The sequence below is a fragment of the Streptomyces sp. AK08-02 genome (assembly GCF_033795085.1).
In the GTDB taxonomy this organism is placed as follows: Bacteria; Actinomycetota; Actinomycetes; order Streptomycetales; family Streptomycetaceae; genus Streptomyces; species Streptomyces echiniscabiei.
Genome location: NZ_JARAZV010000008.1, coordinates 374,089 through 399,018, shown reverse-complemented (window position 1 = coordinate 399,018; position 24,930 = coordinate 374,089). Strand labels below are relative to the sequence as shown.

The following is a 24,930-nucleotide window of genomic DNA, read 5'->3' as shown; positions in this document are numbered from 1 at the left end:
ATGCGTGACCGTGATCCTTCGTGAGCGCAGAGTGAACACTCCCCACGCAAATGCCACATGCACGCAATAAACAGGGGAGGTGCAGGGTGGCGGATTTTGCCCAAGTGGTAGCGGCCGTTGCAGCCGGGGCGGTGCTGACGGTGGCGACCATGCTGGTACTCAAGCTGCACAAAATGGAGCGCAGAACCGAACGAGAACGAAGGGTCAATGACGCAAGCACTGCTGTCGTCGCCGGTGTAGAAACGTTTCGCCAACTGACTCGCGCTGCCCCGGCGGCCGACGAGAACAGCGCCCCCAGGGCATCGGATGGCGTCGTAGAGATTCGCTCCAAGGCCCATCTGCGCATGCTGTCCGGACGCGACGCCGTCCCGGCTCCGGGCCCGCCTGCTGGCTGCGAGCGCACGCAGCCGGACCGGACTACTCGCGGTCGGCGAGCGCGGGAATCGCACCCCTGACGTTCCGCCACACAATGCGTTCGAGGACGGGCTGGTTCGGGCCTGTCCGCGGGCTCGGCAGGACGTAGGGATAGCCGAGGTAGCGCGGGGAGAGGATCAGCCGCACGAGCTGGCGCCGGCCAGCGATCGGCGCCTCGCACCATGACTGCCAGACATCGACACCAGGTTTGATGATGCTCAGGACCACCGAGGGCAGCGTCAGCTCTCGCTCTTGCGCTTCCATGCCAGCCACCTCCAGCTCTTTGGCGGCGAGGGAGTTCGCGAGGACGAGCACCTGGGCGAGGTTGGCCCCCTTGGCGTCTCTCATCTCGTCCCGCTCCGCACGGGCCGCGGCGAGTCGCGTCTGCAGGTCCACCAAGCTGGCGTCACTGCTGGGCGGGGCGGCCAGGAGCTCGTAGATGTCCTCCCGAGCGAGGTACTCCAACAACAGCCCCAAGTCTCCCTCCCTGCCGATGAGTAGGTCGTCGACGGGCGCCTTCTGAATGTTCATGCAGCCCGCCTGACACCTGTACGTCGGCTTCCTCCTGTTGGAGTTGTCGTCTTGCACGCGGAACGGGCCGTCGCACTTGGCGCAGAGCAGGCCGGCTGTCAGCTCGTGCCGGGCCCCACCGCCCCGGTAGGTGGCACGGCCAGGGGTGTCGAGAAATCGCTGCACGTTCCAGAAACGCTTCTGGGGCACGATCCCGTCCCAGACTGCCTCGTAGAGGGTGCCCTTGTACGCCCGGATGCCTGCGTAGGAGTGTCGCCGCGCCATGTCGGCCAGGTGCTCATGCGTGAAGGGCCGCCCGGATCTGTTCGTGTACCCGCGTCTCTCGAACCGTCGGGTGATTTCCCCCATGGACACATGCCGCTCCAACAGACGGAAGAGCTCCCGGGCGACGATCGAGCGAGCGGGGTCTTCCACCCAGTTGGCCAGCTTGCCGGTCTTCGGGTCGTAGACCGGCATGAGTCCGTAGGGCGCCTCCCCGTACGGGCGGCCGAGGCGCGCCTGGGCTGCCGCGCTGCGACTGACCCGCCGGTGGGTCTTGTAGGACTCGTACTCCGAGTCGACGGCGTCCTCGATGAGGGACTTCCGGTCGCGGCCGTTACTCGGGTCGTACAACCGCTCGTGCGTGGTGACCCAGATGCGCACTCGCTTCTCTTCGCACAGCTCGATGAAGGAGACCCATTCACCGACCTTGCGGGAGCCTCGGGATGACTCCCAGAGCATGAGTACGTCGGCGCCAAACTGGCTCTCACGGCCCGACGGCCCGCTCTGCAGATCGGCGAGCAGCTGCTCAAAGTCGTCGCGCTTCTTCTTGGCGTATCGCGACGCCGAGAGTCCGTCGTCGACATACGGCTTGCTGTGAAGCACCCAGCCGTTCTCGGCGGCGGAGGCCGCGTTGTCGACGCCCTGGTCTTTGACGCTCGTGCCGCCCTTGCGGTCGGACAGACGCCGGTAGTCGCGCGCGATCAGGTCTTCTGCCATGCCTCAGTTCACAACATAATTGCGGCCACTAGCAAGGAATCTCCGAGCCCATGCCCGTGGCCGCCACCTTCGCCTTCGCCCGGGACGACGGTGCGAGTCTGCTGGACGTCTCCCGCCTGGACACCATGGTCACGGTCGTCGACGCGGTGAACTTCCTGCCGGAACTGGACCGCGGCGACGACCTGCTGGAACGCGGGATCACCCCGGTCGAGGGCGACGAGCGCACGGTGAGCGATCTCCTCGTCGACCAGATCGAGTTCGCCGACGTCATCCTCCTCAACAAGACCGACCTGGTCTCCGAGGAGGCGGCCGACCGCCTGGCGGCGACCCTGCGGCGCCTCAACCCGGCCGCCCGCGTCCACCGCACCGTCCGCGGCACGATCGATCCCGCCGAACTCCTCGGCACGGGCCTGTTCGACCTGGAGAAGGCGGAGCAGGCGCCGGGCTGGGTGGCCGAGTTGAACAGCGACCATGTGCCGGAGACGGAGGAGCACGGCATCTCCTCGCTCGTACTGCGCGACCCGCGCCCCTTCCATCCGGGCCGCCTCTGGGACCTGCTCACCGGTCCGCTCGACGCGGGCCACTACGGCCGAGTACTGCGCTCCAAGGGCTTCTTCACCCTCGCCTCCCGCCCCGGCACCACGGGTCTGTGGTCCCAGGCCGGTTCGGTGGCCCGCTTCGAGCCGATCGCGACGGGTGCCGCCCCGGGTGACGAATCCCCCGTACAGGGGCAGGAGTTGGTGTTCATCGGCACCGACCTGCGTCGCCAGACGCTGCGACTGGCGCTGTCACGCTGCCTGTTGACGGAGGACGAACTGGCCGCGGGCGCAGCGGGCTTGGCACACATGGCGGACGAGGACCCCTTCCCCGCGTGGGAGGTGCATCCGGCGGACGTCTGTGACGCGCTCCCCGCCTGAGCTGCTCAATGGCGGGTTTGCCACTGCTCGGTGACGATCGGTCGGCCGGATACGGCAGGATGAGCGGTCGCCGGACGTCGTACAGACGTCCGGGGACTGATCGCGCATTCAGAACTTTTCGCACATTCGAACAGGTGGCAAGTGACGAGACTTCACATCCGGCCGTCGGTGGCGCGGGGCGCCGCGGAACCACTCCTCGGAGGTGAGCGGTGAAGCGAGAACTCACCGTGGACGATCTGGTCGTCGCGGGCATCGCCCTCGCCGTCGGCCTGCTGGCGGCCTTCCTGCTGCGCATGCTGCTGCGCTGGCTGGGCAGGCACGCGGACCGCACCCGCTGGAGCGGGGACGACGTCATCGTGGACGCGCTGCGCACGGTGGTGCCGTGGTCGGCGTTCACCGGGGGCGCGGCGGCAGCGGCCGCCGCGCTGCCCCTGACGAGGACGGTCGGGCACAACGTCAACCAGACGCTGACCGTGCTGCTGATCGCCGTCACCACGCTGACGACCGCGAGAGTGGTCAGCACGCTGGTGCGCACCGTCACCCAGTCCCGGTCGGCGGTGGCCGGCTCGGCGACGATCTTCGTCAACATCATCAGGGTCGTCATCCTGGCCCTGGGCTTCCTGGTGGTGCTCCAGACGCTGGGCGTGTCCATAGCGCCGATGCTCACCGCCCTGGGAGTCGGCGGTCTGGCCGTCGCGCTCGCCCTCCAGGACACCCTCGCCAACCTCTTCGCGGGCATCCACATCCTCGCTTCGAAGACCGTCCAGCCCGGTGACTACATCAAGCTGAGCAGCGGCGAGGAGGGATACGTCGTCGACATCAACTGGCGCCAGACGACGATCCGCCAGCTCTCCAACAACCTGGTCATCATCCCGAACGGGCAGCTCGCCGGGACCAACATGACCAACTTCAACCGCCCCGAGCAGATGCTGACGATCCTGGTCCAGGTCGGCGTCGCCTACGACAGCGACCTGGAGCAGGTCGAGCGGGTCACCTGCGAGGTGGTGACCGAGGTGATGACGGAGATCACCGGCGCCGTCCCGGAGCACGAGCCGCTGGTGCGCTTCCACACCTTCGGCGACTCGCGGATCGGGTTCACGGTGATCCTGGGGGTCGGCGAGTTCAGCGACCAGTTCCGGATCAAGCACGAGTTCATCAAGCGACTGCACCGGCGCTACCGGGCGGAGGGCATCAGCATCCCGGCGCCGGCGCGGACGGTCGCCCTGCAGCAGGGCGCGGTGGTCATTCCGCAGCAGCGCGGCGGCCACGGGGACCCCGACCTGGGGTTCGGCCTGGAGCAGGGCGGACCGTCGTCCGCCCTGCTCGACAGATGAGACGCGCGCCTCAGTCAGAGGGTCGCGGAGTTGTCGTGATGGCCGGCCGTACGGTTCTTCGGCGCGAGCAGTGACGTGGACACCGGGGTGACCGTCCAGTCCGGGTGACCGGGCATCCGCGGTGTCGTCGTGCCGTACAGCCAGTCCCGCAGGAAGCCGGAGAGGTCCTGGCCGGCGATCTCGGAGGCGACCGAGATGTAGTTCTCGGTCGTCGCCGAGGCGTTGCGGTAGCGGTCGAGGAAGGTTCGCTCGATCGAACCGAAGGTGGCCTCACCGACGAACTCACGCAGCGCGTAGAGGACGAGGACGCCGCCCAGGTAGCGCTGGCTGTCGAAGAGGTTGGCCTCGTTGGGGGCCGCGACCGGCCCGGAGGTACGGCGCCACTGGTCGCCGCGCGCGTACGTGTTCTTCATGCGCGCTTCCATGGTGGTCAGGCCGAGGGAGTCGGTCCAGCCGCGCTCGTAGCGGTAGAGCAGTCCGTAGAAGTCGGCGTGGCCCTCGTTGAGCCAGAGGTCGGCCCAGGTGCCGGGGCTGACACTGTTGCCGAAGTAGGAGTGGACCAGCTCGTGCATCATGTGCGACCCGATGAACCGCTCCGCCTGGAGGAGGTAGTTCGGCTTGTACAGCGTGAGGGTCTGCGTCTCCAGGCCGGTGAAGTCGAAGGCGGCCGGGTCGTCCGAGTTGCACGGCAGCAGGCCGTACGTCTCGAACGGGTAGGCACCGAGCCGCTGTTCGAGCCATGCCACCAGGCCCGGGGTCAGCGCCAGCGCCGGTTCGAGGGCCTCGGCGCGCGCGACCGGGACGACGTCCCGCAGCGGCAGCCCGTGCGGGCCCTGCCGGTCCTTCACCACGTAGTCGCCGACGGTGATCTGCACGAGCTCGGTCGCGATCGGCGAGCCCGAGCGGTAGGTGTACGCGGTCCGGTCGCCCGCCAGGCTCTCCGTGCGCACAAGGGCACCACTGGCGACTCCGCGCAGGCCGTTCGGAACGGTGATCCGGCACGTGAAGTCGGCCTTGTCGACCGGGTGGTCGTTGCACGGGAAGACGGTGTGCGCCGAGTTGGGCTGCGGGCACACGGCGAAGCCGTCGGGGGTGGGGACCCAGGCGGTGTGGGTCAGGGCGCGGCGCGGGTCGGCGCCGTACTCGACACAGACCGTCGCCCAGGCGCCCTCCCGCAGCGCCCGGGCGGGCGTGATCCGCAGTTTCTCGTCGACCTGCTCGTACGTGGCCGCACGGCCTCCGACGCGGACGGCGCGGATGTCCAGGCCGAGGGCGTCGAGGGAGAGCCGGCTGAGCGCCTGGGTGGTGCGGATGCGCAGGGTCGCCTCGCCCTCGACCAGCTTGGTCGTGGCGTCGTAGGCGAGGTCGAGGTGGTAGGCGGCGACGTGGTAGCCGTCGTTCCCCAGACCCGGGTAGACGGGGTCACCGAGGGTCTCGGGCCCCGGGGCGGCGGTGTCGCCCCCCGAAGCCGCTGCGGATACTCCCCCGGACGCGGCGTGGGCCGAGGAGGCCAGGGTGGTGGCCGCGGCCGTACCGAGCAGGGCTGCCGCAGGGGCCGTCAGTCTGGTGCGATATCTCATGGGTCGCTTTCGCTCTGGCAGCCGGGTGGTCAGCTCCGGCTGTCGATCAGGTGTGCGGGTCTACCCCCTAGACCACAAGATCGGCGAAGTCGGTTGCATCACCGCCCGAAGAGATCCCGAGCGACTTCCGCACCGAGCTCTGAGATATCTTGATGTCGAGCAATGTTGCAGACGTGGAGCGGAGCACCCGGTGACTGACTCGACCATCATCTACACGCACACTGACGAGGCGCCCGCACTGGCGACGCACTCGTTCCTGCCCGTGATCCAGGCGTACGCCTCGCAGGCCGGGGTGAACGTCGAGACCCGGGACATCTCGCTGGCCGGGCGCATCATCGCCGTGTTCCCGGAGTACCTGGAGGAGGGGCAGCGCATCGCGGACGCCCTCTCCGAGCTCGGTGAGCTGGCGAAGACGCCCGAGGCGAACATCATCAAGCTGCCGAACGTGTCGGCGTCGATCCCGCAGCTCAAGGCGGCCGTCGCCGAGCTGCAGAGCCAGGGCTACGCCCTGCCGGACTACCCCGACGACCCGAAGTCGGACGAGGAGCGCGACATCCGCGCCCGGTACGACAAGATCAAGGGTTCCGCCGTGAACCCGGTGCTGCGCGAGGGCAACTCCGACCGCCGTGCCCCCGCCTCGGTGAAGAACTACGCCAAGACCCACCCGCACCGCATGGGCGCCTGGACCCCCGAGTCCAGGACGAACGTCGCGACGATGGGCCAGAACGACTTCCGCTCCACCGAGAAGTCCGTGGTGATCTCCGAGGCCGGTTCGCTGCGCATCGAGCTGGTGGGCGAGGACGGCACGACCAGCGTGCTGCGCGAGTCCGTACCCGTCCTCGCGGACGAGGTCGTCGACGCCTCCGTCCTGCACGTCGCCGCGCTGCGCGAGTTCCTCACCGCGCAGATCGCCCGCGCCAAGGCGGAGGGCGTGCTGTTCTCCGTGCACCTCAAGGCCACGATGATGAAGGTCTCGGACCCGATCATCTTCGGCCACGTCGTGCGCGCCTTCTTCCCGAAGACGTTCGCCCAGTACGGCGAGACCCTCGCGGCGGCCGGCCTGTCCCCGAACGACGGTCTCGGCGGCATCTACAAGGGCCTGGAGTCGCTGCCCGAGGGCGCCGCGATCAAGGCGTCCTTCGACGCCGAGCTGGCCGAGGGCCCGGAGCTGGCCATGGTCGACTCCGACAAGGGCATCACCAACCTGCACGTGCCGTCCGACGTCATCGTCGACGCCTCGATGCCGGCCATGATCCGCACCTCCGGCCACATGTGGGGCCCGGACGGCAGCGAGGCCGACACCCTGGCGGTCCTCCCGGACTCCTCGTACGCAGGCGTCTACCAGGTCGCGATCGACGACTGCCGCGCCAACGGCGCCTACGACCCGTCGACCATGGGCTCGGTCCCGAACGTCGGTCTGATGGCGCAGAAGGCCGAGGAGTACGGCAGCCACGACAAGACCTTCGAGATCCCGGCCGCCGGTACGGTCCGCCTCGTCGACCAGGCCGGCAACGTGGTGATCGAGCAGGCCGTCGCCGCCGGTGACATCTTCCGCGCCTGCCAGACCAAGGACGCCCCGATCAGGGACTGGGTGAAGCTGGCCGTCACCCGCGCCCGCGCGACCGGCTCGCCGGCCGTGTTCTGGCTGGACGAGACCCGCGCGCACGACGCCAACCTGATCGCCAAGGTCAACACGTACCTGGACGAGCACGACACCGAGGGCCTGGTCATCCGGATCCTGAACCCGGTCGACGCGACCAAGCTGTCGGTGGAGCGCATCCGGCGCGGCGAGGACACCATCTCGGTGACCGGCAACGTGCTGCGCGACTACCTGACCGACCTGTTCCCGATCCTGGAGCTGGGCACCAGCGCCAAGATGCTGTCTGTCGTCCCGCTGATGGCGGGCGGCGGCCTGTTCGAGACGGGCGCCGGCGGCAGCGCGCCCAAGCACGTCCAGCAGCTCGTCAAGGAGAACTACCTGCGCTGGGACAGCCTGGGTGAGTTCTTCGCCCTGGCGGCCAGCTTCGAGCACCTCGCGACGACCACGGGCAACGCGCGTGCCCAGGTGCTCGCCGACACGCTCGACCGGGCGACGGCGACCTTCCTCAACGAGGACAAGTCGCCGACCCGCCGTGTCGGCGGCATCGACAACCGTGGCAGCCACTTCTTCCTGTCCCTGTACTGGGCGCAGGAGCTGGCGGCGCAGACGGACGACGCGGATCTGGCGAAGGCGTTCGCCTCGTTCGCCGAGGCGCTCACCGCGAACGCGGACGCGATCGTCGGTGAGCTGATCGCCGTTCAGGGGAAGCCGGCGGACATCGGTGGGTACTACCAGCCGGACGTCGAGAAGGCGAAGACGGTCATGCGGCCGTCGGTCACGTGGAACGAGACGCTGGCGACGCTGAGCTAGCGCTCGGCGGGGTGGTTCGGTTGTTTTTTGGGCGCGGGCCCGCTGTGGCTGGTCGCGCAGTTCCCCGCGCCCCTTAAACGCAACCCCCGTTCATCAGCTCAGCGTTTGGCTCCCGGGACGCGCATCTGCGTCCCGGGAGCCCATTTTTATGACGGGTCGGTGTTCCTGACCCTGGCCAGTACGTCGCGGATCATGTCCGCGCTGATGGTGAAGTGGTCGCGGGCGATCCGCTCCGCTCGGTCCGGGTCGCCGGAGGCGATTGCCTCGTAGAGGGCCCTGTGGTCCTCGCCGCCCCGGTGGAAGTGGGTGCGTTCGCCCTTGCCCCAGGGTTCGACCGGGAAGCCCAGGCTGGCGCGGGCGAGCAGGTCGCGGCTGAGCATGGCGATCTGGGGATTGTGCGTGGCGTCGCAGACGCTGCGGTGGAAGGCGCTGTCGGCGGCGTGTTCCTCGCGCGGGTCGCGCGCGGACAGGTAGGCGGTCAGGGCGTCGCGCATGGGTACGAGGTCCTCGGGGCGTCGTCGCCGGGCCGCCGTCGCCGCCACCATCCCCTCCACCAGCCCGCGCAGGTCGAAGAGTTGCTCGAACTCCGCCCAGCGCGGCACCAGGGTGCGCCGGACGGCGGCACCGGAGGACTCGGTCCAGCTGTCGCGCACATAGGCGCCGCCGTTGCGGCCCCGGCGGATCTCGATGACACCGACCGCCTGGAGGCGGCCGACAGCCTCACGCACCGTGGGACGGCTCACCCCCAGCAGCGTGATCAGCTCGCGCTCCACAGGCAGCCGCTCCCCCGGCAGGAAGTCGCCGACGGCGATCGCGGTGAGCAGCCGGTCGGAGACCTCGTCGACCGCCGAGGCCACGCGCACCGGGCGCAGTTCGGGCGAGGGGGCACCACCACCGGACAGGGCACGGTCGAGCACCCGCGAGAACTCGTCCCCGGCTGCTGGTCGCTCGGGCGGCTCGGGCGGTTGTGGTGACTCCGATGCGACGGTCAGCGGTCCTCCTCGGTCGGTCGCGGGTTCCAGGCGCGTGAACACGCGGTTACTTCTGCCGGGCCACCGCTAAGAAGCCTTAAAAGGTCTTGTGGACTGAGCATTTACCCAAACAGTATGTCAGCCATCCCCGAACACCACTCCTTTTCAGACGCCGACCGGCTTGATTCTGCCCTTCCCCGGAGGCTCTTCAGTGGCGATCCCCGAACCGAACCACACCGGGACCATCGACTTCAACGGCTGGTCCACCTGGTACCGCATCACCGGCGAACCCGGCAGGACTCCCCTGGTGGTCCTGCACGGCGGCCCCGGCGCCGGTCACGACTACACGCTCCGCATCGCGGGCATCGCCCAGCAGGGCCGCCCGGTGGTGCACTACGACCAGCTCGGCATCGGACGGTCCGCCCATCTGCCCGACGAGGGCGCCGGCTTCTGGACCGTCCAGCTCTTCCTCGACGAACTCGACAACCTGCTAAGGAAGTTGGGCATCGCCGACGCCTACCACCTGCTCGGCCAGTCGTGGGGCGGCATGCTCGCCGCCGAGCACGCCGTGCGCCGGCCGGCCGGGCTGCGGGGACTGGTCATCGCCAACTCCCCCGCTTCCATGGAGCTCTGGCTGGCGGGCGCCGCCGAACTGCGCTCCGCGCTCCCGCCCGAGGTCCAGGAGACCCTGCTCGCCCACGAGACGGCCGGGACCACCGACCACCCCGACTACCACGCGGCCGAGCAGGTCTTCTACGAGCGCCATGTGTGCCGTACGGTCCCGTTGCCCGCCGAGGTCCAGGCCACCTGGGACAACATCGCGGCCGACCCGACCGTCTACCACACGATGAACGGGCCGAACGAGTTCCATGTCGTCGGGACCATGAAGGAGTGGTCGGTCGTCGACCGGCTGCACCTGATCGACGTACCGACGCTGCTGGTGTCCGGCCGCCACGACGAGGCGACGCCCGACACGCTCCGGCCCTTCGCCGACCTCGTCCCCGATGTGCGCTGGCACATGTTCGAGCACTCCAGCCATATGCCGCACGTCGAGGAGGAGGAGCTGTACCTCCAGGTCGTCGGCGACTTCCTCGACTCCACCGACTGAGTCACCCCGCCCCCGCGCTTTCAACGCCCGCTTCTCCGACGGGAGTTCCCGCCCATGCCCCGGATCACCAGACGCACCGCCCTCGCCGCGGTGACCGCCGCCCTCGCCCTCACCGCGACCGCCTGTTCGTCCTCCGGCGACGACGGCGGCGCGTCCGACCCGACCTCCGGTACCTCCGGCGGCGCCCAGTCGGCCGCGTTCCAGCCCGCACACAAGGGCGGCACGCTGAAACTGGTCGCCCACGCGGCCGCCGGAACCCTCGACCCGCAGGTCAACTACACGCTCCAGTACTGGCAGTTGTACCAGTCGATGTACGACGGGCTGCTGGCGTTCAGGAAGACCGGCGGGCAGGAGTCGTTCACCGTCGTCCCCGATCTCGCGGCGGCCATGCCGGTGGTCGGAGACGGCGGGAAGACGTACACCTTCACGCTCCGCAAGGGCGTCAGGTTCTCCACCGGCAAGCCCGTGACCACCGACGACGTGGTGGCGTCCTTCCAGCGGATCTTCAAGGTGTCCAGCCCCACCGCCGGCACCTTCTACAACGGCATCGTCGGCGCCGACGCCTGTCTCAGGTCGCCGGCCTCCTGCACGCTCGCCAAGGGCGTCGTCGGTGACGCGGCGGCCGGCACGGTCACCGTCCATCTGACCGCACCGGACCCGGAGTTCCCGTACAAGCTGGCCGTTCCGCACGCCAGCATCCTGCCGAAGAACTCGCCGACGAAGGACGCGGGTACCAAGCCCCTCCCGACGACCGGCCCGTACATGGCGGCCTCGTACGACCCGAACCGGGCGCTCAAGCTGGTCCGCAACCCGTACTTCGAGGAGTGGTCCCGCGAGGCCCAGCCCCAGGCCTACGCCGACGACGTCGACTACACCTTCGGGCAGACCGTCGAGTCCGAGGTGACCGCCGTGCAGAACGGCTCGGCGGACTGGATGTACGACCCGCCGCCCGCCGACCGGTTGAGCGAGATCGGCACAAAGTACGCCTCGCAGGCGCACGTCAATCCGCTGACGGCGTTCTGGTACGTCACGCTGAACGTCAACTCGGCCCCGTTCAACAACAAGTTGGCGCGTCAGGCCATCAACTGGGCGGTCGACCGGGACGCGGTGGTCGGGTTGTACGGCGGCAAGAACCTCGCCTCCCCCGCGTGCACGATCCTGCCGCCGGGCTTCCCCGGACACGTCGACAGATGCCAGTACACGAAGGGCGACGGGAAGACCTGGTCGGCGCCGGACCTCGCCAAGGCGAAGGCGCTGGTCAAGCAGTCGGGGACGGCCGGGCAGGAGGTCGGCATCGTCGTCCAGGACGACGAGGTGAACAAGTCGATCGGGCAGTACCTGCAGAGTCTGCTGACCCAGCTCGGCTACAAGGCGACGCTCAAGCCGCTGTCCGCGAACATCCAGTTCACGTACATCCAGAACACCAGGAACAAGGTGCAGTTGGCACTGACGTCCTGGTACCAGGACTACCCGGCCGCCTCCGACTTCCTCAACGTGCTGCTGTCCTGCGCCTCTTTCCACCCGGGCAGCGACTCCAGCATCAACATCTCCGGGTTCTGCGACAAGGGGATCGACGCCCGGATGCGGACCGCGCTGAAGACCGGGCAGACCGACCAGAAGGCCGCCGACCAGCAGTGGGGCACGATCGACCAGGACATCATGGCGCAGTCCCCCGTGGTCCCGGTGATCAACCCGAAGATCGTCGACTTCATGTCGAAGCGGGTCGGCAACTACCGGTTCAGCAAGCAGTTCTACATGCTCGTCGGGCAGTTGTGGGTCAAGTGAGCGGCATCGCGACCCCCTCGGCCGCCCCCGAGGCCCGGAGGCGCTCGCCGGGCCCCTGGCGGACCGCCGCCGCCGATCTGCTGCGCAACAGGTCGGCGGTGGCCGCGGCCCTCCTTCTGCTCGTCGTCGTCACGGTGACCCTGTGCGCTCCCCTGTACGCCGACCACATCGCGCACACCGACCCGTTCCAGTCCCAGGTGACCGGGACGACGGTCGTCGACGGCAGGACGGTCCCGGTGCTCACCCCGAGCACCACCGGCCTCGGTCTCGGCGTCACGCCCATCGGCCCCACCTGGGACTTCGGCCACTACTTCCTCGGCTCCGACAACCAGGGCCGGGACGTCATGGCCCGGCTGCTCTACGGCGGCCGTACCAGCCTGTTCATCGGGGTCGCGGCAGCGCTGGCGTGCTGCGTCGTCGGTACGGCCGTCGGGGTCGTCGCCGGGTACGCGGGCGGGGTCGTCGACGCGGTCATCTCCCGGGTCCTGGACGTGATCTGGGCCTTCCCGGTCTATCTGCTGGCCATCTGTCTGTCCGTCGTCCTCCTCACCGACGGGCTCACTCTCGGACCGGTCACCGTCGAGGCGGGAAGTCTGTGGCTGCCCGTCGTGATCATCGCGGCGATCTACGTCCCGTACGTGGCCCGGCCGATGCGCGGACAGGTGCTGGTGCTGCGGAACAAGGAGTTCATCCAGGCGTCCATCGGGTCGGGCGCGCCCGCGCTGCGGGTGATGCGGCGGGAGGTGCTGCCGAACGTGCTGCCCACCGCGATCGTGTTCCTGCCGCTGATGACCGCGCTGGCGATGCTCACGGAGTCGGCGCTGTCCTTCCTGTCCGTCGGCGTCCAGCCGCCCGACGCCAGTTGGGGCACGATCATCGAGGACGGCCTCGGGCTGCTGTACACCCGCCCGGCCGTGACGATCGCGCCCGGACTGCTCATCGCGCTGACGACGGCGGCCCTCAACGTGCTCGGCGACGGGGTGCGCGACGCCCTCGACCCGAACGCCCGACTGCGCGGAGGGGTGTGAACCGATGCTGTACTTCGCGCTCCGGCGCTTCCTCTCCGCGCTCCTGGTGATGTTCGCGATCAGTGTGCTGGTGTTCCTGATCTTCTTCGCCACCCCGGGAGTCGACCCCGCCGCCCGTATCGCGGGCCGCAACGCCGACCCGGCCACCCTCGCCCAGGTACGGCACTCCTTCGGCCTGGACCGGCCGCTGCCCGTCCGCTATCTGCTGATGATGCGGCACCTCTTGATCGACCGGGACCTGGAGTCGTTCGTCAACCGCGGCTCGAAGGTCATCCCGCAGATCACGCAGGCCATGCCGGTGACGCTGTCGCTGGTGATCGGGGCCGCGGTCATCTGGATGACGGTCGGCATCCTCATGGGCACGGTGGCCGCCGCCCTGCGCGGCACGGCCGCCGACCCGCTGATCATGCTGGTCGGGGTCGTCGGTGTCTCGCTGCCCGCCTACTGGCTCGGCGAGGTCGTCAACCTCCTCACCCAGAAGCGGCTGCACGACTCGGTGTTCTCCTGGGTACCGCCGCCCGGGTACGTGGACCTGACCAGGGACCCCGGCCAGTGGGCGCTGCACCTGCTCTTCCCGTGGCTGACCCTGGCCCTGCTGTACGCCGGTATCTACGCCCGGCTGCTGCGCGGCGAGGTCGTCAGCGCGCTCGGCGAGGACTACGTACGCACCGCCCGAGCCAAGGGGCTGTCCGAGCGACGGATCCTGGTACGGCACGCGCTGCGCTGTTCGCTCATCCCGATCGTGTCGCTGTTCGGCCTGGACTTCGGCGCCCTGGTGGGCGGCTCGGCCCTGCTGACCGAGGTCGTCTTCGGCCTGCCCGGCGTCGGCAAGCTCACCTTCGACGCGCTGCAGAACCTGGACCTGCCCGTGATCATGGGGACGGTCATGTACGCGGCGTTCTTCGTGGTCCTCGCCAACGCGCTGGTCGACATCCTGTACGCGCGACTCGATCCGAGGGCTCGCCATGTCTGAACCTTCTGAACCCCTTCTCGACGTACGGGATCTGCGGATCTCCTTCCGTACCCGCACCGGCACGGTCACGGCCGTGGACGGGCTGTCCTTCTCGGTCGCCCCCGGCGAGATCCTGGGCGTGGTCGGCGAGTCGGGCTCCGGCAAGAGCGTCTCGATGCTGGCCGTGCTGCGGCTGCTCACCAGTCCGAACGTCACCGTCACGGGCGAAGTCCGGTTCCGTGGACGGGACTTGCTCACCCTCCCCGACAAGGAGATGCGGTCGGTGCGCGGCCGGGAGATCGCCATGGTCTTCCAGGACCCGATGACCGCGCTGACGCCGGTGTACACGGTCGGCCGACAGATCGCCGAACAGATCCGGACGCACGAGAAGGTGTCCCGGAAGGAGGCGCTCGCGCGGGCGGTCGAGCTGCTGTCCGACGTGGGCATCCCGGACGCCGCCTCGCGGGTCGACGCCTACCCGCACGAGTTCTCGGGCGGGATGCGGCAGCGGGCGGTCATCGCGATGGCCCTCTCCTGCGGTCCGGCACTGCTGATCGCGGACGAGCCGACCACCGCGCTCGATGTGACGATCCAGGCCCAGATCCTCGATCTGATGCGGGAGTTGAACCAGCGCGGTTCGGCGGTGGTGCTCATCACGCACGACATGGGTGTGGTGTCCGAGACCGCCGACCGGGTGCTGGTGATGTACGGCGGGCGGGCTGCCGAGGAGGGCCCGCGCCGGGCCGTGTTCCACGGTCCCCGGCATCCGTACACCTGGGGGCTGCTCGACTCGGTGCCCCGGGTCGGCGGGCCGCGGCTGCGTCGGCTGCCCACCATCGCGGGCGTGCCCGTGTCGCCGGACAGCGTGCCGGAGGGGTGCGCGTTCGCGCCGCGCTGCCCGGCGCGGCACGACCGGTGCGCCGAACGCCCGGTACTGCGCGGTGAGTCGGGGCATCTCGACGCCTGCTGGCTGCCGGCCGAGGAACGCGCGTCGGCCCGTACGGCGCACTCCACACTGGACAGAAAGGCGGCACCGTGACCACGGCCCCCCAGACCGGAACCGGCGGCGCCGGCCTGCTGTTGCGCGCCACGGACGTCACCAAGCACTACCCCCTGCGCGGCGACTCCCTCACCCGGCGCCGCAAGGTGCTGCGGGCCGTGGACGGGGTCTCGCTGGAGGTGCGGCGGGGCGAAACCCTCGGCATCGTCGGCGAGTCCGGCTGCGGGAAGTCGACGCTCGGCCGCTGTCTGGTCCGGCTCACCGACATCACCGGCGGGCGCGTCGAGTTCGACGGGCAGGACATCACCACGCTGTCCGCACGTCGGCTGCGCCCCGTACGACCGGGGATGCAGCTCGTCTTCCAGGATCCGCAGGCCTCCCTGAACCCGCGCCGCCGGGCCGGGGACATCGTGGCTGAGCCACTGCTCATCCACCGGTACGGGGATGCCGCCGCCGTCCGGCGCCGGGTGACCGAGCTGTTCGACGTGGTGGGGCTCGCGGCGGCCCATCTGGACCGGTACCCGCACGAGTTCTCCGGCGGGCAGCGTCAACGCATCGGAATCGCGCGGGCGTTGGCGACGTCCCCGAAGCTGGTCGTCGCCGACGAACCGGTGTCCGCGCTCGACGTGTCGATCCAGGCGCAGGTGCTGAACCTGTTCGCCGATCTCCAGGACGAGTTCGGGCTGACGTACGTCTTCATCGCGCACGACCTGGGCGTGGTCCGTCATGTGTCGGACCGGATCGCGGTCATGTATCTCGGTGAGATCGTCGAACTCGCCGACACGGAGACGCTGTACGAGGCTCCCGCGCACCCCTACACCGAGGCGCTGATGTCTGCGGTCCCGGAGATCGACGACGGGACCGGCGCCCCCGACGCGCCGCGCCGAGAGCGGATCGTCCTCACCGGGGACGTACCCGACCCGGTGGCCGAACCGGCCGGTTGCACCTTCCACACCCGGTGTCCGTACGCGCGGGAGGTGTGCGCCGTGGAGCGGCCCCGGCTGGTCACGACGGCGGCGGGGAGTGCGGTCGCCTGCCACTACCCGCTGGTGACCGCGGGGTGAGAGCGGCGGGCGGGAGCGGTTGCGGGAGTGCGGTTGCCGGGGGCGGATCCGCCCCCGGCCGGCGTGCGTCGCGTCAGACGCGCAGCCACTCCGTCACGACGACCTCCGCGTCCGTCCGCAGCCGGAGCGCGAACGGGCCGGAGACGTGGAGGTCGCTGGTGAAGCGGCCCATGCCGTCGGCGGTGAGGGTGGGCGGTGCGGCGAGCTGCGGACCGCTCAGCACCTCGATCCTGGCCTCCTGCGGCGGTAACACCTGCCCCATCAGACCGTGTGCGCTCACCTCGATGTCGACCGTCAGTTCGTCCGTGTGGAAGGTCAGCATGCGGGGCGGGTCCATGGCGCCTCTGACGGGGATTCCATGGACCAGCGAGTCGAAGGCCAGCTCCGCCAGCCGGGTGTCGAGCGAGTACAGGGCGTAGGCCTCGACGGCGGTCTGCTGGAGCTGCGCCGGGACCGGATCCATGACGGCGGCGGCCTGTCGCAGTGTCTCCTCCAGCAGGTCGTTGTCCAACGAGTCGTCGCCCTCGAACTCCGGCAGGTCGTCGGTGTCGTCGTCGAATCCCTCGGGGTCCTGGGGCAGTCCGTCGCCGTCGTGTGCGTTGTTCACAGCACCCCCCGGGCGGCCAGTCGTACCCGCAGCCGGCGCAGGCAGCGCTGGCGCAGGGGGCCGATGCTACCGACGGCGATCCCGAGGCCGGCGGAGATCTCCTGGTAGCTCGGTGGCGGTGAGGACATCAGGATGCGCAGCAACTGCCTGCAGCGGGCGCCGAGTTCCTCGAACTCCTGCCATAACCTCCGGACACGCTCCGCCTCGGCGGAGGCCTCCTCGGACTGGATCACCCACTGTTCGGGCGTACGGTCGTCGCTGATCCGGTCGAGCAGTTGGGCGTCGTCCGTGGGCGTCATCCGCTGGGAGCTCTTGATGACCTTGAGGCACTCGTGCCGGGCCGTGCTGGCGAGCCAGGAGCCCGCCTTCTCCGGTTCCCGGATCCGGCCCAGATGCTGGGCGAAGCGGAACCAGACGGTCGAGTACACCTCGTGCGCGTCGGCGTCGGACAGCCGGTGGGCGCGCGCCACCGACCACACCAACGGGCTCAGCCCCTCCACCAGCGCCTTCCAGCCCGCCGCGTCGCCGTCGACGGCGGACTGGACCAACGCGCCGACCGCAGCTCGGTCCACGTCCCCACCCCTCGTGTACGGCCAGTCATCGTACGCCGTGGAAGGGGGTGCTCCACTCGTCCTACGCATGGTCCTCACTCGATTTGTCCTTGTACGGAGGCCTGTTGACCTCATGGGGCGGGCTGGAGGTTCACGACCGGCACCGGGCTCCAGGTGGGCGGGATCAGCGCGGGTACTACCGCGCCCCGGACCTCGGCGAACTCGGTGTTCGCCGCGAGGAGTTGCTGCCGCGCGACGCGCGGGTCGGCCTCCTTGTGGGCGGTCATGTGGGCGGCGATCATCGCGGCGACCACCGGGGTGGCGAACGAGGTTCCGCTCCACTGGGCGAACCCCTCGAACATCACCTGGTCCGGGGTGCCCGAGGCCGTCTCGGTGTCCCCCGAGAGCACACCGAGGTGCACGGGGGCCTGGCAGGTGCAGGCATAGGTGAAGTGGTGGCGGCAGGTGGCGTACGTGCTGTGCTGGTAGATGTACGGCACCGGTGTCTCGAAGCCGGTGAGGGCGCCGGTGAGCCGCTCGCCGGGGGCGTAGACCTTCACCCACGCGCCGTGGTTGCTGAAGCAGGCGCCGAACTCGCCGTCGCTGCGCAGGGCGCCCACGGAGATCACCGACTGGGCGTACTCGGGCTTGTCGGCGTAGGCGGCGGGCCAGAAGGGGGTGGCGCTGGCGTTGTTGCCGGCGGCGGCGACCAGCAGGGTGCGCGGCTGCTCACGCAGTGCCTCCATGAACGCGGTGAGGCCGAGCAGGCCTTCCGTGCTGCCGTTCGACGTGCCGGCGGAGAGGCTGATGATGGCCGGCCAGCCGTCGCGCTCGACGGCCTCGAAGAGCTTGTCGCCGAACTCGGACTCCAGGATCGCGCCGGCGTCGTTCAGGGTGTTGCGGGAGACGATGTTCGTGTTGGGGGCGACGGCCGCGACAAGCCCCGAGATGAACGTGCCGTGCCCCGCGTACTGCTGGAGCACCCCGTTCGCGTCGCACTCGTCGAGCTGGGCGTCGCCCTGGACGTGGGCCATCGCCGGGTAGGACGCGTAGTCGTGCATGAGGCCGGTGTCGACGACCAGGACGCCGACCGCGCTCTCCGCGTCGTAACCGCTCTCCGCGAGCGCCGGGTTGGGTCCCGCGCTGTACGGGACGGGCACGGGCTCGTCGCCGGGACAGGCGTTGACCGGGGCGATGTGCACCACGTGGTTTCGGCTGACCAGGCGCCGCCCCGCGTTGCCCTCGGTCTCCCTGAGCGCACGCAGGGCGCCCGCCACCGCGCGGTCGCCGCGCCGGCCGCCCTGGGCCGGGTCGCCGACCCGGATCCGGGTGATGCCCGACCGGTTGGTCTGCGGACTCGCGCGGCGCACGTCGTCGGCGGCGAGTCCCGCGAACGTGGTGAAGTGCGCGCGTACGGTGTCCTCCACGATCCGCGCCTCCTCGCCGTCGCGGGCGAGGACGACACCCTTCTCGTAGATGAACTCGGCGGCGTCGTCGGGCCCCATCGCCAGCTCCACGCCGGGCATGGAGCGCTGGATCTGGTCGAACTGCTCCTGGAAACGCTGAGGTGCCATGGAATGTCCTCCCCCTTGAGCCGATCCCCTGTTGCCTCAATGAAGAGCCGTCCGGCGGCAGCGTGATACAGGGGTCGCGCCACGTTTCTTGATACAGGGATCGTTCAGCGATGGACAGCGAGTTATCCATGGCCAAACCTGTGTGACGCGGGGCGCGGAGCACTACCATCCGTTGGGTGACAGCGGGAAGCGACACGGTTCTCGAACTACTCCCGATGGTGTTCGCCCGGCCGAAGGACGCCCTCGCGCGCGCGGAGAACGTCCTCGGCGGCGATCCGACGCCGTTGCACGCCTCCGTCGCCCATCAGGTGATCGGCATGTGGCAGCGGGACTTCGGCGACATGCGTGTCGCCCTGCGTCATCTGCGGCGCGCCCGTGATCTCGCGGCGGACGCCGGGTCGGCGGAGCGTGAGGCGGACGTCCTCGGCACGCTCGGCGTGGCGCTGGTCCACGCGGGCCGTACCCGGCAGGGCCTGGAGGCCTTCGAGCAGGGCGTCGACCGGGGTACGGGCCATACACGCGCGCGCGTGCTGTACCGGCGGGCGTACGCCTGGTGGGTGCTGGGCCATCATCGCGAGGCCCTGGAGGACGTACGGCGGGCCATTCCCGTGCTGCGGCAGGCGGACGACACCATCTGGACGGCGCGGGCGCTGACCCTGCGGGCGACCGTGCATCTGGCGCTCGGCCGACCCGAGCGGGCCGACGCCGACTTCACGGCCGCCGAGCAGATGTGGGACACCACCGGCCAGGAGCACGACAAGGCCGACGTCGTCGAGAGCCGGGCGCTGGCCGCCTACCGGGCCGGGGACATTCCGGCGGCGCTGCGCCTGTTCGACGAGGCGGCCGAGCGGTACGACCGGCTGGGCACGCCGATCTTCGTGTTCTACATCCGGCGTTGTGAGGTGCTGATGGCCGCCGGGCTGGTGCCGGAGGCGGTCGCGGAGGCCGACGCGGCACTCTCCGTGCTCGACGGCATCGGCGGGCAGAGCACCCGCAAGGCGGAGCTGCTGCTGACCGCCGCGAAGGCCGCCCGGCTCGCGGACGATCCGCACACCGCGATCGCCCGCGCGGCGGTGGCCGTACGTCTGTTCGCCGGGCAGCGGCGCAGCTGGTGGGAGGCGCACGCCCGGCTCGTACTGCTGGAGGCGCGGGTCGCGACCGGGCGGACATCGGGCAGGCTCGTCGCGGACGCGGCGGCGCTGGCCGACCGGCTCGCCGCCTTCGGGTCGCCTGCCGCGCCCGAGGCGTCGTTGCTCGCGGGCCGGATCGCGCTCGCGCTGGGCTGGACCGAGGACGCGGAGAAGCATCTGAAGGTGGCCGCCCGCAGCCGGCGCGTCGGGCCACCGCTGGCCCGGATGACGGGCTGGGCCGCACAGGCCCTGCGCGCGGAGGCGGCCGGGTCGGGGCGCGGCGTGCTGGAGGCCTGTCGGCGCGGGCTCGCCGTCCTGGACGACCACCGGATGACGCTCGGCGCCTCGGAGCTGCGGGCCCGGGCCACAGCTCAGGGCGCCGAACTGGCCGCCCTGGCACAGCGGGCGACCCTGGGCTCCGGGGGGCCACGGAGGCTGCTGGTGTGGAGCGAGCGGTGGCGGGCCACGGTCCTGTCGGCGCCGCCCGTGCGGCCGCCCGACGATCCGGCGCTCGTACGGAGTCTGACCGCGTTCCGGGAGATCGCCGCCCGCGCGGAGGAGGCCCGGATCGACGGCCGCCCGGTTCCCACGCTGGAGCGTGAACAGCGGCGCCTGGAACGGGAGGTGCGCTCCCGCACGCTGCACATCAGTGGTGAGGCCCCCGGCGGCGGGCGCGGCTTCGACCCCGGCCGACTGCTCGAACACCTGGGCGCCGGTGGACGGTTGATCGAGATCGCCGTCGTCGACGGCAGGGTGCAGGTGCTGCTGTGCGGTGACGGGCGGGTGCGCCGCTTCGAGGCGGGGCTGCTGGCGGAGGCGGTGACGGAGGCGGAGCACGTACAGGCTGGACTGCGGCGGCTCGCGCATCCGGGGGCCGAGGGCAGGCTGCCGGTCCTTGAGGCATCGGGGCGCCGGCTGGAGGAACTGCTGCTGGGCGCGGCCGTACCGCATCTGGGCCAGGGCCCGGTGGTCGTGGTCCCACCGGGGAGGCTGCACCGGGTTCCCTGGGCACTGCTGCCCTCCCTCCGGGAGCGGGTGCTCAGTGTGTCCCCGTCGGCGAGGAGTTGGCTGTGCGCCCGGGAGACCGGGCCTCCGTCGGGCGGCCGGCATGTCCTTGTCCGGGGGCCGGGTCTGGCGAGCGGCGGGGCGGAGGTGCCCGACCTGGTCGACCGGTACGGCAGGCCCACGGTCCTCGAACACGAGGGCGCGCGGGTTCCGGCGGTGCTGGAGGCGCTGGACGGGGCCGCGTTGGCCCATATCGCCGCCCACGGCACCTTCCGGGCGGACAGTCCGCTCTTCTCGTCGCTGCGGATGGCCGACGGTCCGCTGATCGTGCACGACTTCGAGCGCCTCGGCCGCAGTCCGCACCGGATCATCCTGTCCAGCTGCGACACCGGCCGCCTCGCGACCGTCGGCGCGGACGAACTCCTCGGTCTGGTCACGGCGTTGCTCCCGCTGGGCACGGCGGGCGTGGTGGCGAGCAGCGCGCCGGTCAACGACGCGGCCGTGGTTCCGCTGATGCTGGCCCTGCACAAGGGCCTCAGCGTGGGCCTCTCCCTCGCCGAAGCCCTCCGCGACGCCCGCGCCGCCCTGCCCGGGGACGCCACACACCAGGCGACGGGCTGGGCCTTCTCGGCGTTCGGCGCCGCCTGAGCCAGTCTTGCGGCTCGCGCCCCTGGACGGCGACCGGGCGAGCTGCGCGCGGGGCCGCAGGGCGTCGAGGCGCTCAGCGTGCCGACCGGCCCGCGCGCCCCTGCCCGGGAGCGGCGGGCGCCCGGCGCAGGGCGTGCCCGAGCCCCGCCGACGATCACGCGGGCCGTGTGCAGAGCCTGGTCATCCCCGGGCCGCCGAACGGCTTCCGTCGGCCTCCTTGAGGAGGCCGAGGACGCGGGACGGCCCCGCCACGATCACGCGGGCTGCGCGGTCTGGGTGTCCTCCAGGAGCCAGGGCAGGGCGGCACGGTCGCTCGCGCCGAGTCTGCTGTACGCGCTGTACAGGTGGTTTCCGACCGTACGGATGGACAGGGTGAGCCGGTCCGCGATCTGGCGGTTGCTCAGGCCTGTCGCCGCAAGGGTGACGATCTGGCGCTGGCGCGCGGTGAGTTCGCCGAGGACGAGGCCGGACAGCGCCGGGGTACGGGCGCCCTGGCAGCGCCGGGCCAGAGTCATCGCGCGGGAGCGGGACCTGCGCGCGGCGCTCGGGTCGCGGTGCACCGGGACGGCCTGGGCGTGTGCCTCGGCAGCGAAGAGCAACAGGCCCCGGCGTTCGAGCAGTTCGGCGGCGCGGTCCAGCGCCGGGCCGTCCTGGCGGACGAGCGCGTCGGCGTGCCGGGCCAGGGGTTCGGCGCCCGCGCCGGGCAGTCGGGCGAGCCGGTCCGCGACCAGGTGCGGGGCGCCGAGGCGTACGGCGTCGTACAGGGCGTACGCCTCCCCCGCACCGCCGTCCGGGTCCGTGACCGACTCCAGTGCCCCGGCGAGGTCGCCGAGCGCCGCCCGCAGCCAGGGGGTCGCCGGTCCGGGGGACGCGGTCGCCGCCTCGCTCGACTGGGTTGACGCCAGCGCCAGTTCCGTACGGCAGGACGGGTCGTCCGGGTCGGCGCGCAGGCCTTCCCGGGCCCAGGACAGTGCTTCGCGCAGTTCTCCGCGCAGTCGGGCGAAGCGGGCCCGGACGGTCGCGTAGCCGACCGGTACGGCGGGGTGCGGTCCCGTGTTCTCGGCCGTCAGCCAGTCCCCGACGGGGCCGGCCGGCTCCTGGACGTCGGTGCGTTCGATCCGGTCGGCCAGTTCGGCGCGCTCGGCCTCCAGGGCCGTCACGCATTCGGCCGGGGTGCGGGACAGCCGCCGGGCCCGGAGCCGGCCGGCACAGGCGCGCAGGACGGGGCCGTGCAGGGGGTGGGCGAGGCGGACCTCGGTCATGGCGTCGACGCGGATCAGACCGTCGGCCTCAAGTCGTTCGAGGGCGTACAGGTCCAGGTCGGCGAGGTCCAGCGCGAGCGGTTCGCTGAACGCCAGGCGGTCCAGAGCGTCCCGTTCCGCGGCGCAGGCACGGTTCAGCGCCTCGGCGGCTCTCTCACGCACCGGGGCGGTCACGGGAACCGGGCCGCGCCACTTCAACTCGTCCGAGTCCAGAGCGAGTTCGCCGCGCTCCAGTACCGCGCCGATCAGGTCGCGCAGCAGTCGCAGGTCGCCCTGGCAGAGGTCGTGCAGACGGCGGGCGGTGAGCGGCTCGACCGGGGCGCCGACACTGGCCGCGACCAGCTGAGCGGTCTCCTCGCGGGGCAGCGGCTCAAGGGCGAGACGCGGCAGCACCTCGCCGGTCCACAACCGGGACACCGCACCGGGCGCTGTACTGCCGTCCGTCGCCACCACGAGCAGCCGGGTACGTCCGTGCACCGCGAGCTGGTGGACCAGGGCCGCCGAGGAGCCGTCCAGCAGATGGGCGTCGTCGACCAGCAACGTTCGTACGCCGGTGAGGAGTTGGACCGCGCGATGCAGGGTTACCCGCTCCGGGAGAAGATGGGCGAACGCGGCGAAGGGAACGTCCCGGGTCTCGGGCGTGCCGCTCACCTTCGCGCAGTCGGTGCCCCGCACGGCCTCCGTGACGAGCCGGGTCTTGCCGCGTCCGGGCGGCCCCGTCACCACGACGCCCCGCCGTTCGGCCGCCAACGACCGGCGGACCAGCTCCAGTTCGTCGTCCCGGCCGGTGAACGGCCAGGGCAGTTCCAGGGTCCTGGCATCCCGCAGAGAAGTCGTCACGTGAACAAGAGCGGGGCTACTCAGCTTTGATACAGGGCGACTTGAGTAGCCCCCGACTCAGGCGCCCGGGCGCCGTGACCCGCAGTCTGTTCCCCATGAACGCACGGTTCTGCTCACTCCCGCAGCAGCCGGCCCCCACGTTCCCACCGGGGTTGCCGGCCGAGCGGCTCAGCGCGCTCCTCGCGGGGCGCTCGAAGTGGGTGAACGGCACCGTGCTCCACTACTACTTCTTCGACCGGGACGGCGACGGCTCGGTCATCCCCCTGCCGGGGACCGGGGAGACGCGGTGGGAGTCGTGGGTCGGCGCGACGGCACAGTGCGACGTCGTCCGCGACTGCTTCAGGGAGTGGCTCGACCTGGGGATCGGGCTCTCCTTCGTCGAGGTGCGCGACCGTTCGGAGGCAGAACTGCGCATCGGGTTCCAGACCGGTGACGGTTCGTACTCCACGGTCGGGCGGGACGCACTCTCGGTGGGCCTGGGGCGGCGCACGATGAACTTCGGCTGGGATCTGACCGCGCCCGGGGAGCGCGCGACGGCCCTGCACGAGATCGGGCACGCCCTGGGCCTGCTGCACGAGCACCAGAACCCGTTCGCCGGTATCCACTGGGACGACGAGGCCGTGTACGACGACCTGGCAGGGCCGCCGAACTTCTGGGGCCGCGACAGGACGAACGCCAACATCCTGCGCAAGCTCGACCCGGACGAGGTGAACGGCTCCGTCTGGGACCCGCTGTCGATCATGCAGTACCCGTTCTCGGCGGGGCTGATCCTCGAACCGGAGCAGTTGCGCTCCGGGGTGCGGCCGCCGGGGACACTCTCCCCGGCCGACAAGGAGTGCGTGCTCCGCTGGTATCCGCCGACGGGCTCGCGCAGGCCGGCCGAACTGGTGCCGTTCAGGTCGGCGCCCCTGTGTCTCGGCGCGGGCGAGCAGGCCGACTTCGGAATCGCGCCGCCGGAGACCCGCGACTACACCGTGGGGACCTTCGGGGAGAGCGACACGGTCGTCGGGGTCTTCGAGGAGATCGACGGCGAACCCCGTTATCTGGCCGCCGACGACGACGGCGGCACTCCGCACAACGCCCATGTAAGGGTCCGGCTCGTCAAGGGCCGCCACTACTTCGTCCGCGTACGCCTGTACTCCACCTGGGGATCGGGGGAAACGGCCGTCATGTGCTGGTGAAGCTGGGGGGCAGAGACCAGCGCATGACGGCCGCCGCGAACGAGACAGACCACCTTCGGG

At 70.7% G+C, this 24,930-nt stretch carries 17 protein-coding genes and 1 pseudogene; 11 read left to right on the top strand and 7 right to left on the bottom strand.

Annotated elements, in window-relative coordinates; all coding sequences use genetic code 11:
- Window positions 1-417 precede the first annotated feature (417 nt).
- The gene (locus tag PV734_RS19185; RefSeq protein ID WP_319290459.1) at window positions 418-1,923 is read right to left on the bottom strand and encodes a recombinase family protein; all 1,506 of its coding nucleotides are present in this window, start codon (window positions 1,921-1,923) and stop codon (window positions 418-420) included.
- A gap of 35 nt (window positions 1,924-1,958) precedes the next feature.
- Between PV734_RS19185 and PV734_RS19180 the strand changes: the two are divergent.
- A pseudogene (locus PV734_RS19180) lies at window positions 1,959-2,840 on the top strand (GTP-binding protein); the annotation flags it as partial.
- Between the two features lie 209 nt (window positions 2,841-3,049).
- The gene (locus PV734_RS19175) at window positions 3,050-4,174 is read left to right on the top strand and encodes a mechanosensitive ion channel family protein (protein ID WP_319091085.1); all 1,125 of its coding nucleotides are present in this window, start codon (window positions 3,050-3,052) and stop codon (window positions 4,172-4,174) included.
- 14 nt (window positions 4,175-4,188) lie between these two features.
- Here the strand turns inward: PV734_RS19175 and PV734_RS19170 are convergent, their stop codons facing one another.
- Window positions 4,189-5,754: a M1 family metallopeptidase gene (locus PV734_RS19170; protein ID WP_319290457.1), complete on the bottom strand. Its 1,566-nt coding sequence runs from the start codon at window positions 5,752-5,754 to the stop codon at window positions 4,189-4,191.
- A 190-nt stretch (window positions 5,755-5,944) separates the two neighbouring features.
- Here PV734_RS19170 and PV734_RS19165 point away from each other — a divergent pair, with 190 nt between their 5' ends.
- Window positions 5,945-8,164 (top strand): NADP-dependent isocitrate dehydrogenase, encoded by a 2,220-nt coding sequence (locus PV734_RS19165; RefSeq protein WP_319290455.1) that lies wholly within the window; start codon window positions 5,945-5,947, stop codon window positions 8,162-8,164.
- Between the two features lie 146 nt (window positions 8,165-8,310).
- Here the strand turns inward: PV734_RS19165 and PV734_RS19160 are convergent, their stop codons facing one another.
- On the bottom strand, window positions 8,311-9,198 hold the full coding sequence (locus PV734_RS19160; RefSeq protein WP_319091088.1) for a FadR/GntR family transcriptional regulator: 888 nt from the start codon (window positions 9,196-9,198) through the stop codon (window positions 8,311-8,313).
- 148 nt (window positions 9,199-9,346) lie between these two features.
- Between PV734_RS19160 and PV734_RS19155 the strand changes: the two genes are divergently transcribed.
- From PV734_RS19155 to PV734_RS19130, 6 genes are read left to right on the top strand one after another with little or no spacing between them, the layout of a single operon-like run.
- Window positions 9,347-10,243: a proline iminopeptidase-family hydrolase gene (locus tag PV734_RS19155; protein ID WP_319290453.1), complete on the top strand. Its 897-nt coding sequence runs from the start codon at window positions 9,347-9,349 to the stop codon at window positions 10,241-10,243.
- 54 nt (window positions 10,244-10,297) lie between these two features.
- A complete protein-coding gene (locus PV734_RS19150; RefSeq protein ID WP_319091090.1) occupies window positions 10,298-12,028 on the top strand; it encodes an ABC transporter substrate-binding protein in 1,731 nt (576 codons plus the stop codon).
- On the top strand, window positions 12,025-13,056 hold the full coding sequence (locus tag PV734_RS19145; protein ID WP_319091092.1) for an ABC transporter permease: 1,032 nt from the start codon (window positions 12,025-12,027) through the stop codon (window positions 13,054-13,056). Before PV734_RS19150 ends, PV734_RS19145 begins: the two co-directional genes overlap by 4 nt.
- Before the next feature lie 4 nt (window positions 13,057-13,060).
- On the top strand, window positions 13,061-14,029 hold the full coding sequence (locus PV734_RS19140) for an ABC transporter permease (RefSeq protein WP_319091093.1): 969 nt from the start codon (window positions 13,061-13,063) through the stop codon (window positions 14,027-14,029).
- The gene (locus PV734_RS19135) at window positions 14,022-15,047 is read left to right on the top strand and encodes an ABC transporter ATP-binding protein (RefSeq protein WP_319290451.1); all 1,026 of its coding nucleotides are present in this window, start codon (window positions 14,022-14,024) and stop codon (window positions 15,045-15,047) included. The genes PV734_RS19140 and PV734_RS19135 overlap by 8 nt, the downstream gene beginning before the upstream one ends.
- The gene (locus tag PV734_RS19130) at window positions 15,044-16,072 is read left to right on the top strand and encodes an oligopeptide/dipeptide ABC transporter ATP-binding protein (protein WP_319290449.1); all 1,029 of its coding nucleotides are present in this window, start codon (window positions 15,044-15,046) and stop codon (window positions 16,070-16,072) included. Before PV734_RS19135 ends, PV734_RS19130 begins: the two co-directional genes overlap by 4 nt.
- A 73-nt stretch (window positions 16,073-16,145) precedes the next feature.
- Here the strand turns inward: PV734_RS19130 and PV734_RS19125 are convergent, their stop codons facing one another.
- Genes PV734_RS19125 through PV734_RS19115 form a run of 3 tightly spaced genes read right to left on the bottom strand, consistent with a single transcriptional unit; the run spans window position 16,146 to window position 18,804 of the window.
- Complete coding sequence (locus tag PV734_RS19125) at window positions 16,146-16,679, bottom strand: hypothetical protein (RefSeq protein WP_319091097.1); 534 nt, start codon at window positions 16,677-16,679, stop codon at window positions 16,146-16,148.
- Window positions 16,676-17,320, bottom strand: coding sequence for a sigma-70 family RNA polymerase sigma factor (locus PV734_RS19120; RefSeq protein ID WP_319290447.1), 645 nt, complete (start codon window positions 17,318-17,320; stop codon window positions 16,676-16,678). The genes PV734_RS19125 and PV734_RS19120 overlap by 4 nt, the downstream gene beginning before the upstream one ends.
- A gap of 41 nt (window positions 17,321-17,361) precedes the next feature.
- Window positions 17,362-18,804 (bottom strand): S8/S53 family peptidase, encoded by a 1,443-nt coding sequence (locus PV734_RS19115; RefSeq protein WP_319290445.1) that lies wholly within the window; start codon window positions 18,802-18,804, stop codon window positions 17,362-17,364.
- Between the two features lie 176 nt (window positions 18,805-18,980).
- Between PV734_RS19115 and PV734_RS19110 the strand changes: the two genes are divergently transcribed.
- Entirely contained in the window at window positions 18,981-21,587 is a 2,607-nt protein-coding gene (locus PV734_RS19110; RefSeq protein WP_319290443.1) for a CHAT domain-containing tetratricopeptide repeat protein, read from the top strand.
- A gap of 254 nt (window positions 21,588-21,841) precedes the next feature.
- Here the strand turns inward: PV734_RS19110 and PV734_RS19105 are convergent, their stop codons facing one another.
- The gene (locus tag PV734_RS19105) at window positions 21,842-23,689 is read right to left on the bottom strand and encodes a LuxR family transcriptional regulator (RefSeq protein ID WP_319290441.1); all 1,848 of its coding nucleotides are present in this window, start codon (window positions 23,687-23,689) and stop codon (window positions 21,842-21,844) included.
- 95 nt (window positions 23,690-23,784) lie between these two features.
- On the opposite strand from PV734_RS19105, the gene PV734_RS19100 reads away from it, so the two are divergent.
- The gene (locus PV734_RS19100) at window positions 23,785-24,870 is read left to right on the top strand and encodes a M12 family metallopeptidase (protein ID WP_319290439.1); all 1,086 of its coding nucleotides are present in this window, start codon (window positions 23,785-23,787) and stop codon (window positions 24,868-24,870) included.
- The last annotated feature ends 60 nt before the right edge of the window (window positions 24,871-24,930 follow it).

Excerpts from the sequence above, each read along its gene's own strand:
- PV734_RS19135 (WP_319290451.1), top strand. The coding sequence starts at position 14,022 with ATGTCTGAACCTTCTGAACCCCTTCTCGACGTACGGGATCTGCGGATC.
- PV734_RS19185 (WP_319290459.1), bottom strand. The coding sequence starts at position 1,923 with ATGGCAGAAGACCTGATCGCGCGCGACTACCGGCGTCTGTCCGACCGC.
- PV734_RS19100 (WP_319290439.1), top strand. The coding sequence starts at position 23,785 with ATGAACGCACGGTTCTGCTCACTCCCGCAGCAGCCGGCCCCCACGTTC.
- PV734_RS19140 (WP_319091093.1), top strand. The coding sequence starts at position 13,061 with ATGCTGTACTTCGCGCTCCGGCGCTTCCTCTCCGCGCTCCTGGTGATG.
- PV734_RS19170 (WP_319290457.1), bottom strand. The coding sequence starts at position 5,754 with ATGAGATATCGCACCAGACTGACGGCCCCTGCGGCAGCCCTGCTCGGT.
- PV734_RS19120 (WP_319290447.1), bottom strand. The coding sequence starts at position 17,320 with ATGCGTAGGACGAGTGGAGCACCCCCTTCCACGGCGTACGATGACTGG.
- PV734_RS19115 (WP_319290445.1), bottom strand. The coding sequence starts at position 18,804 with ATGGCACCTCAGCGTTTCCAGGAGCAGTTCGACCAGATCCAGCGCTCC.
- PV734_RS19150 (WP_319091090.1), top strand. The coding sequence starts at position 10,298 with ATGCCCCGGATCACCAGACGCACCGCCCTCGCCGCGGTGACCGCCGCC.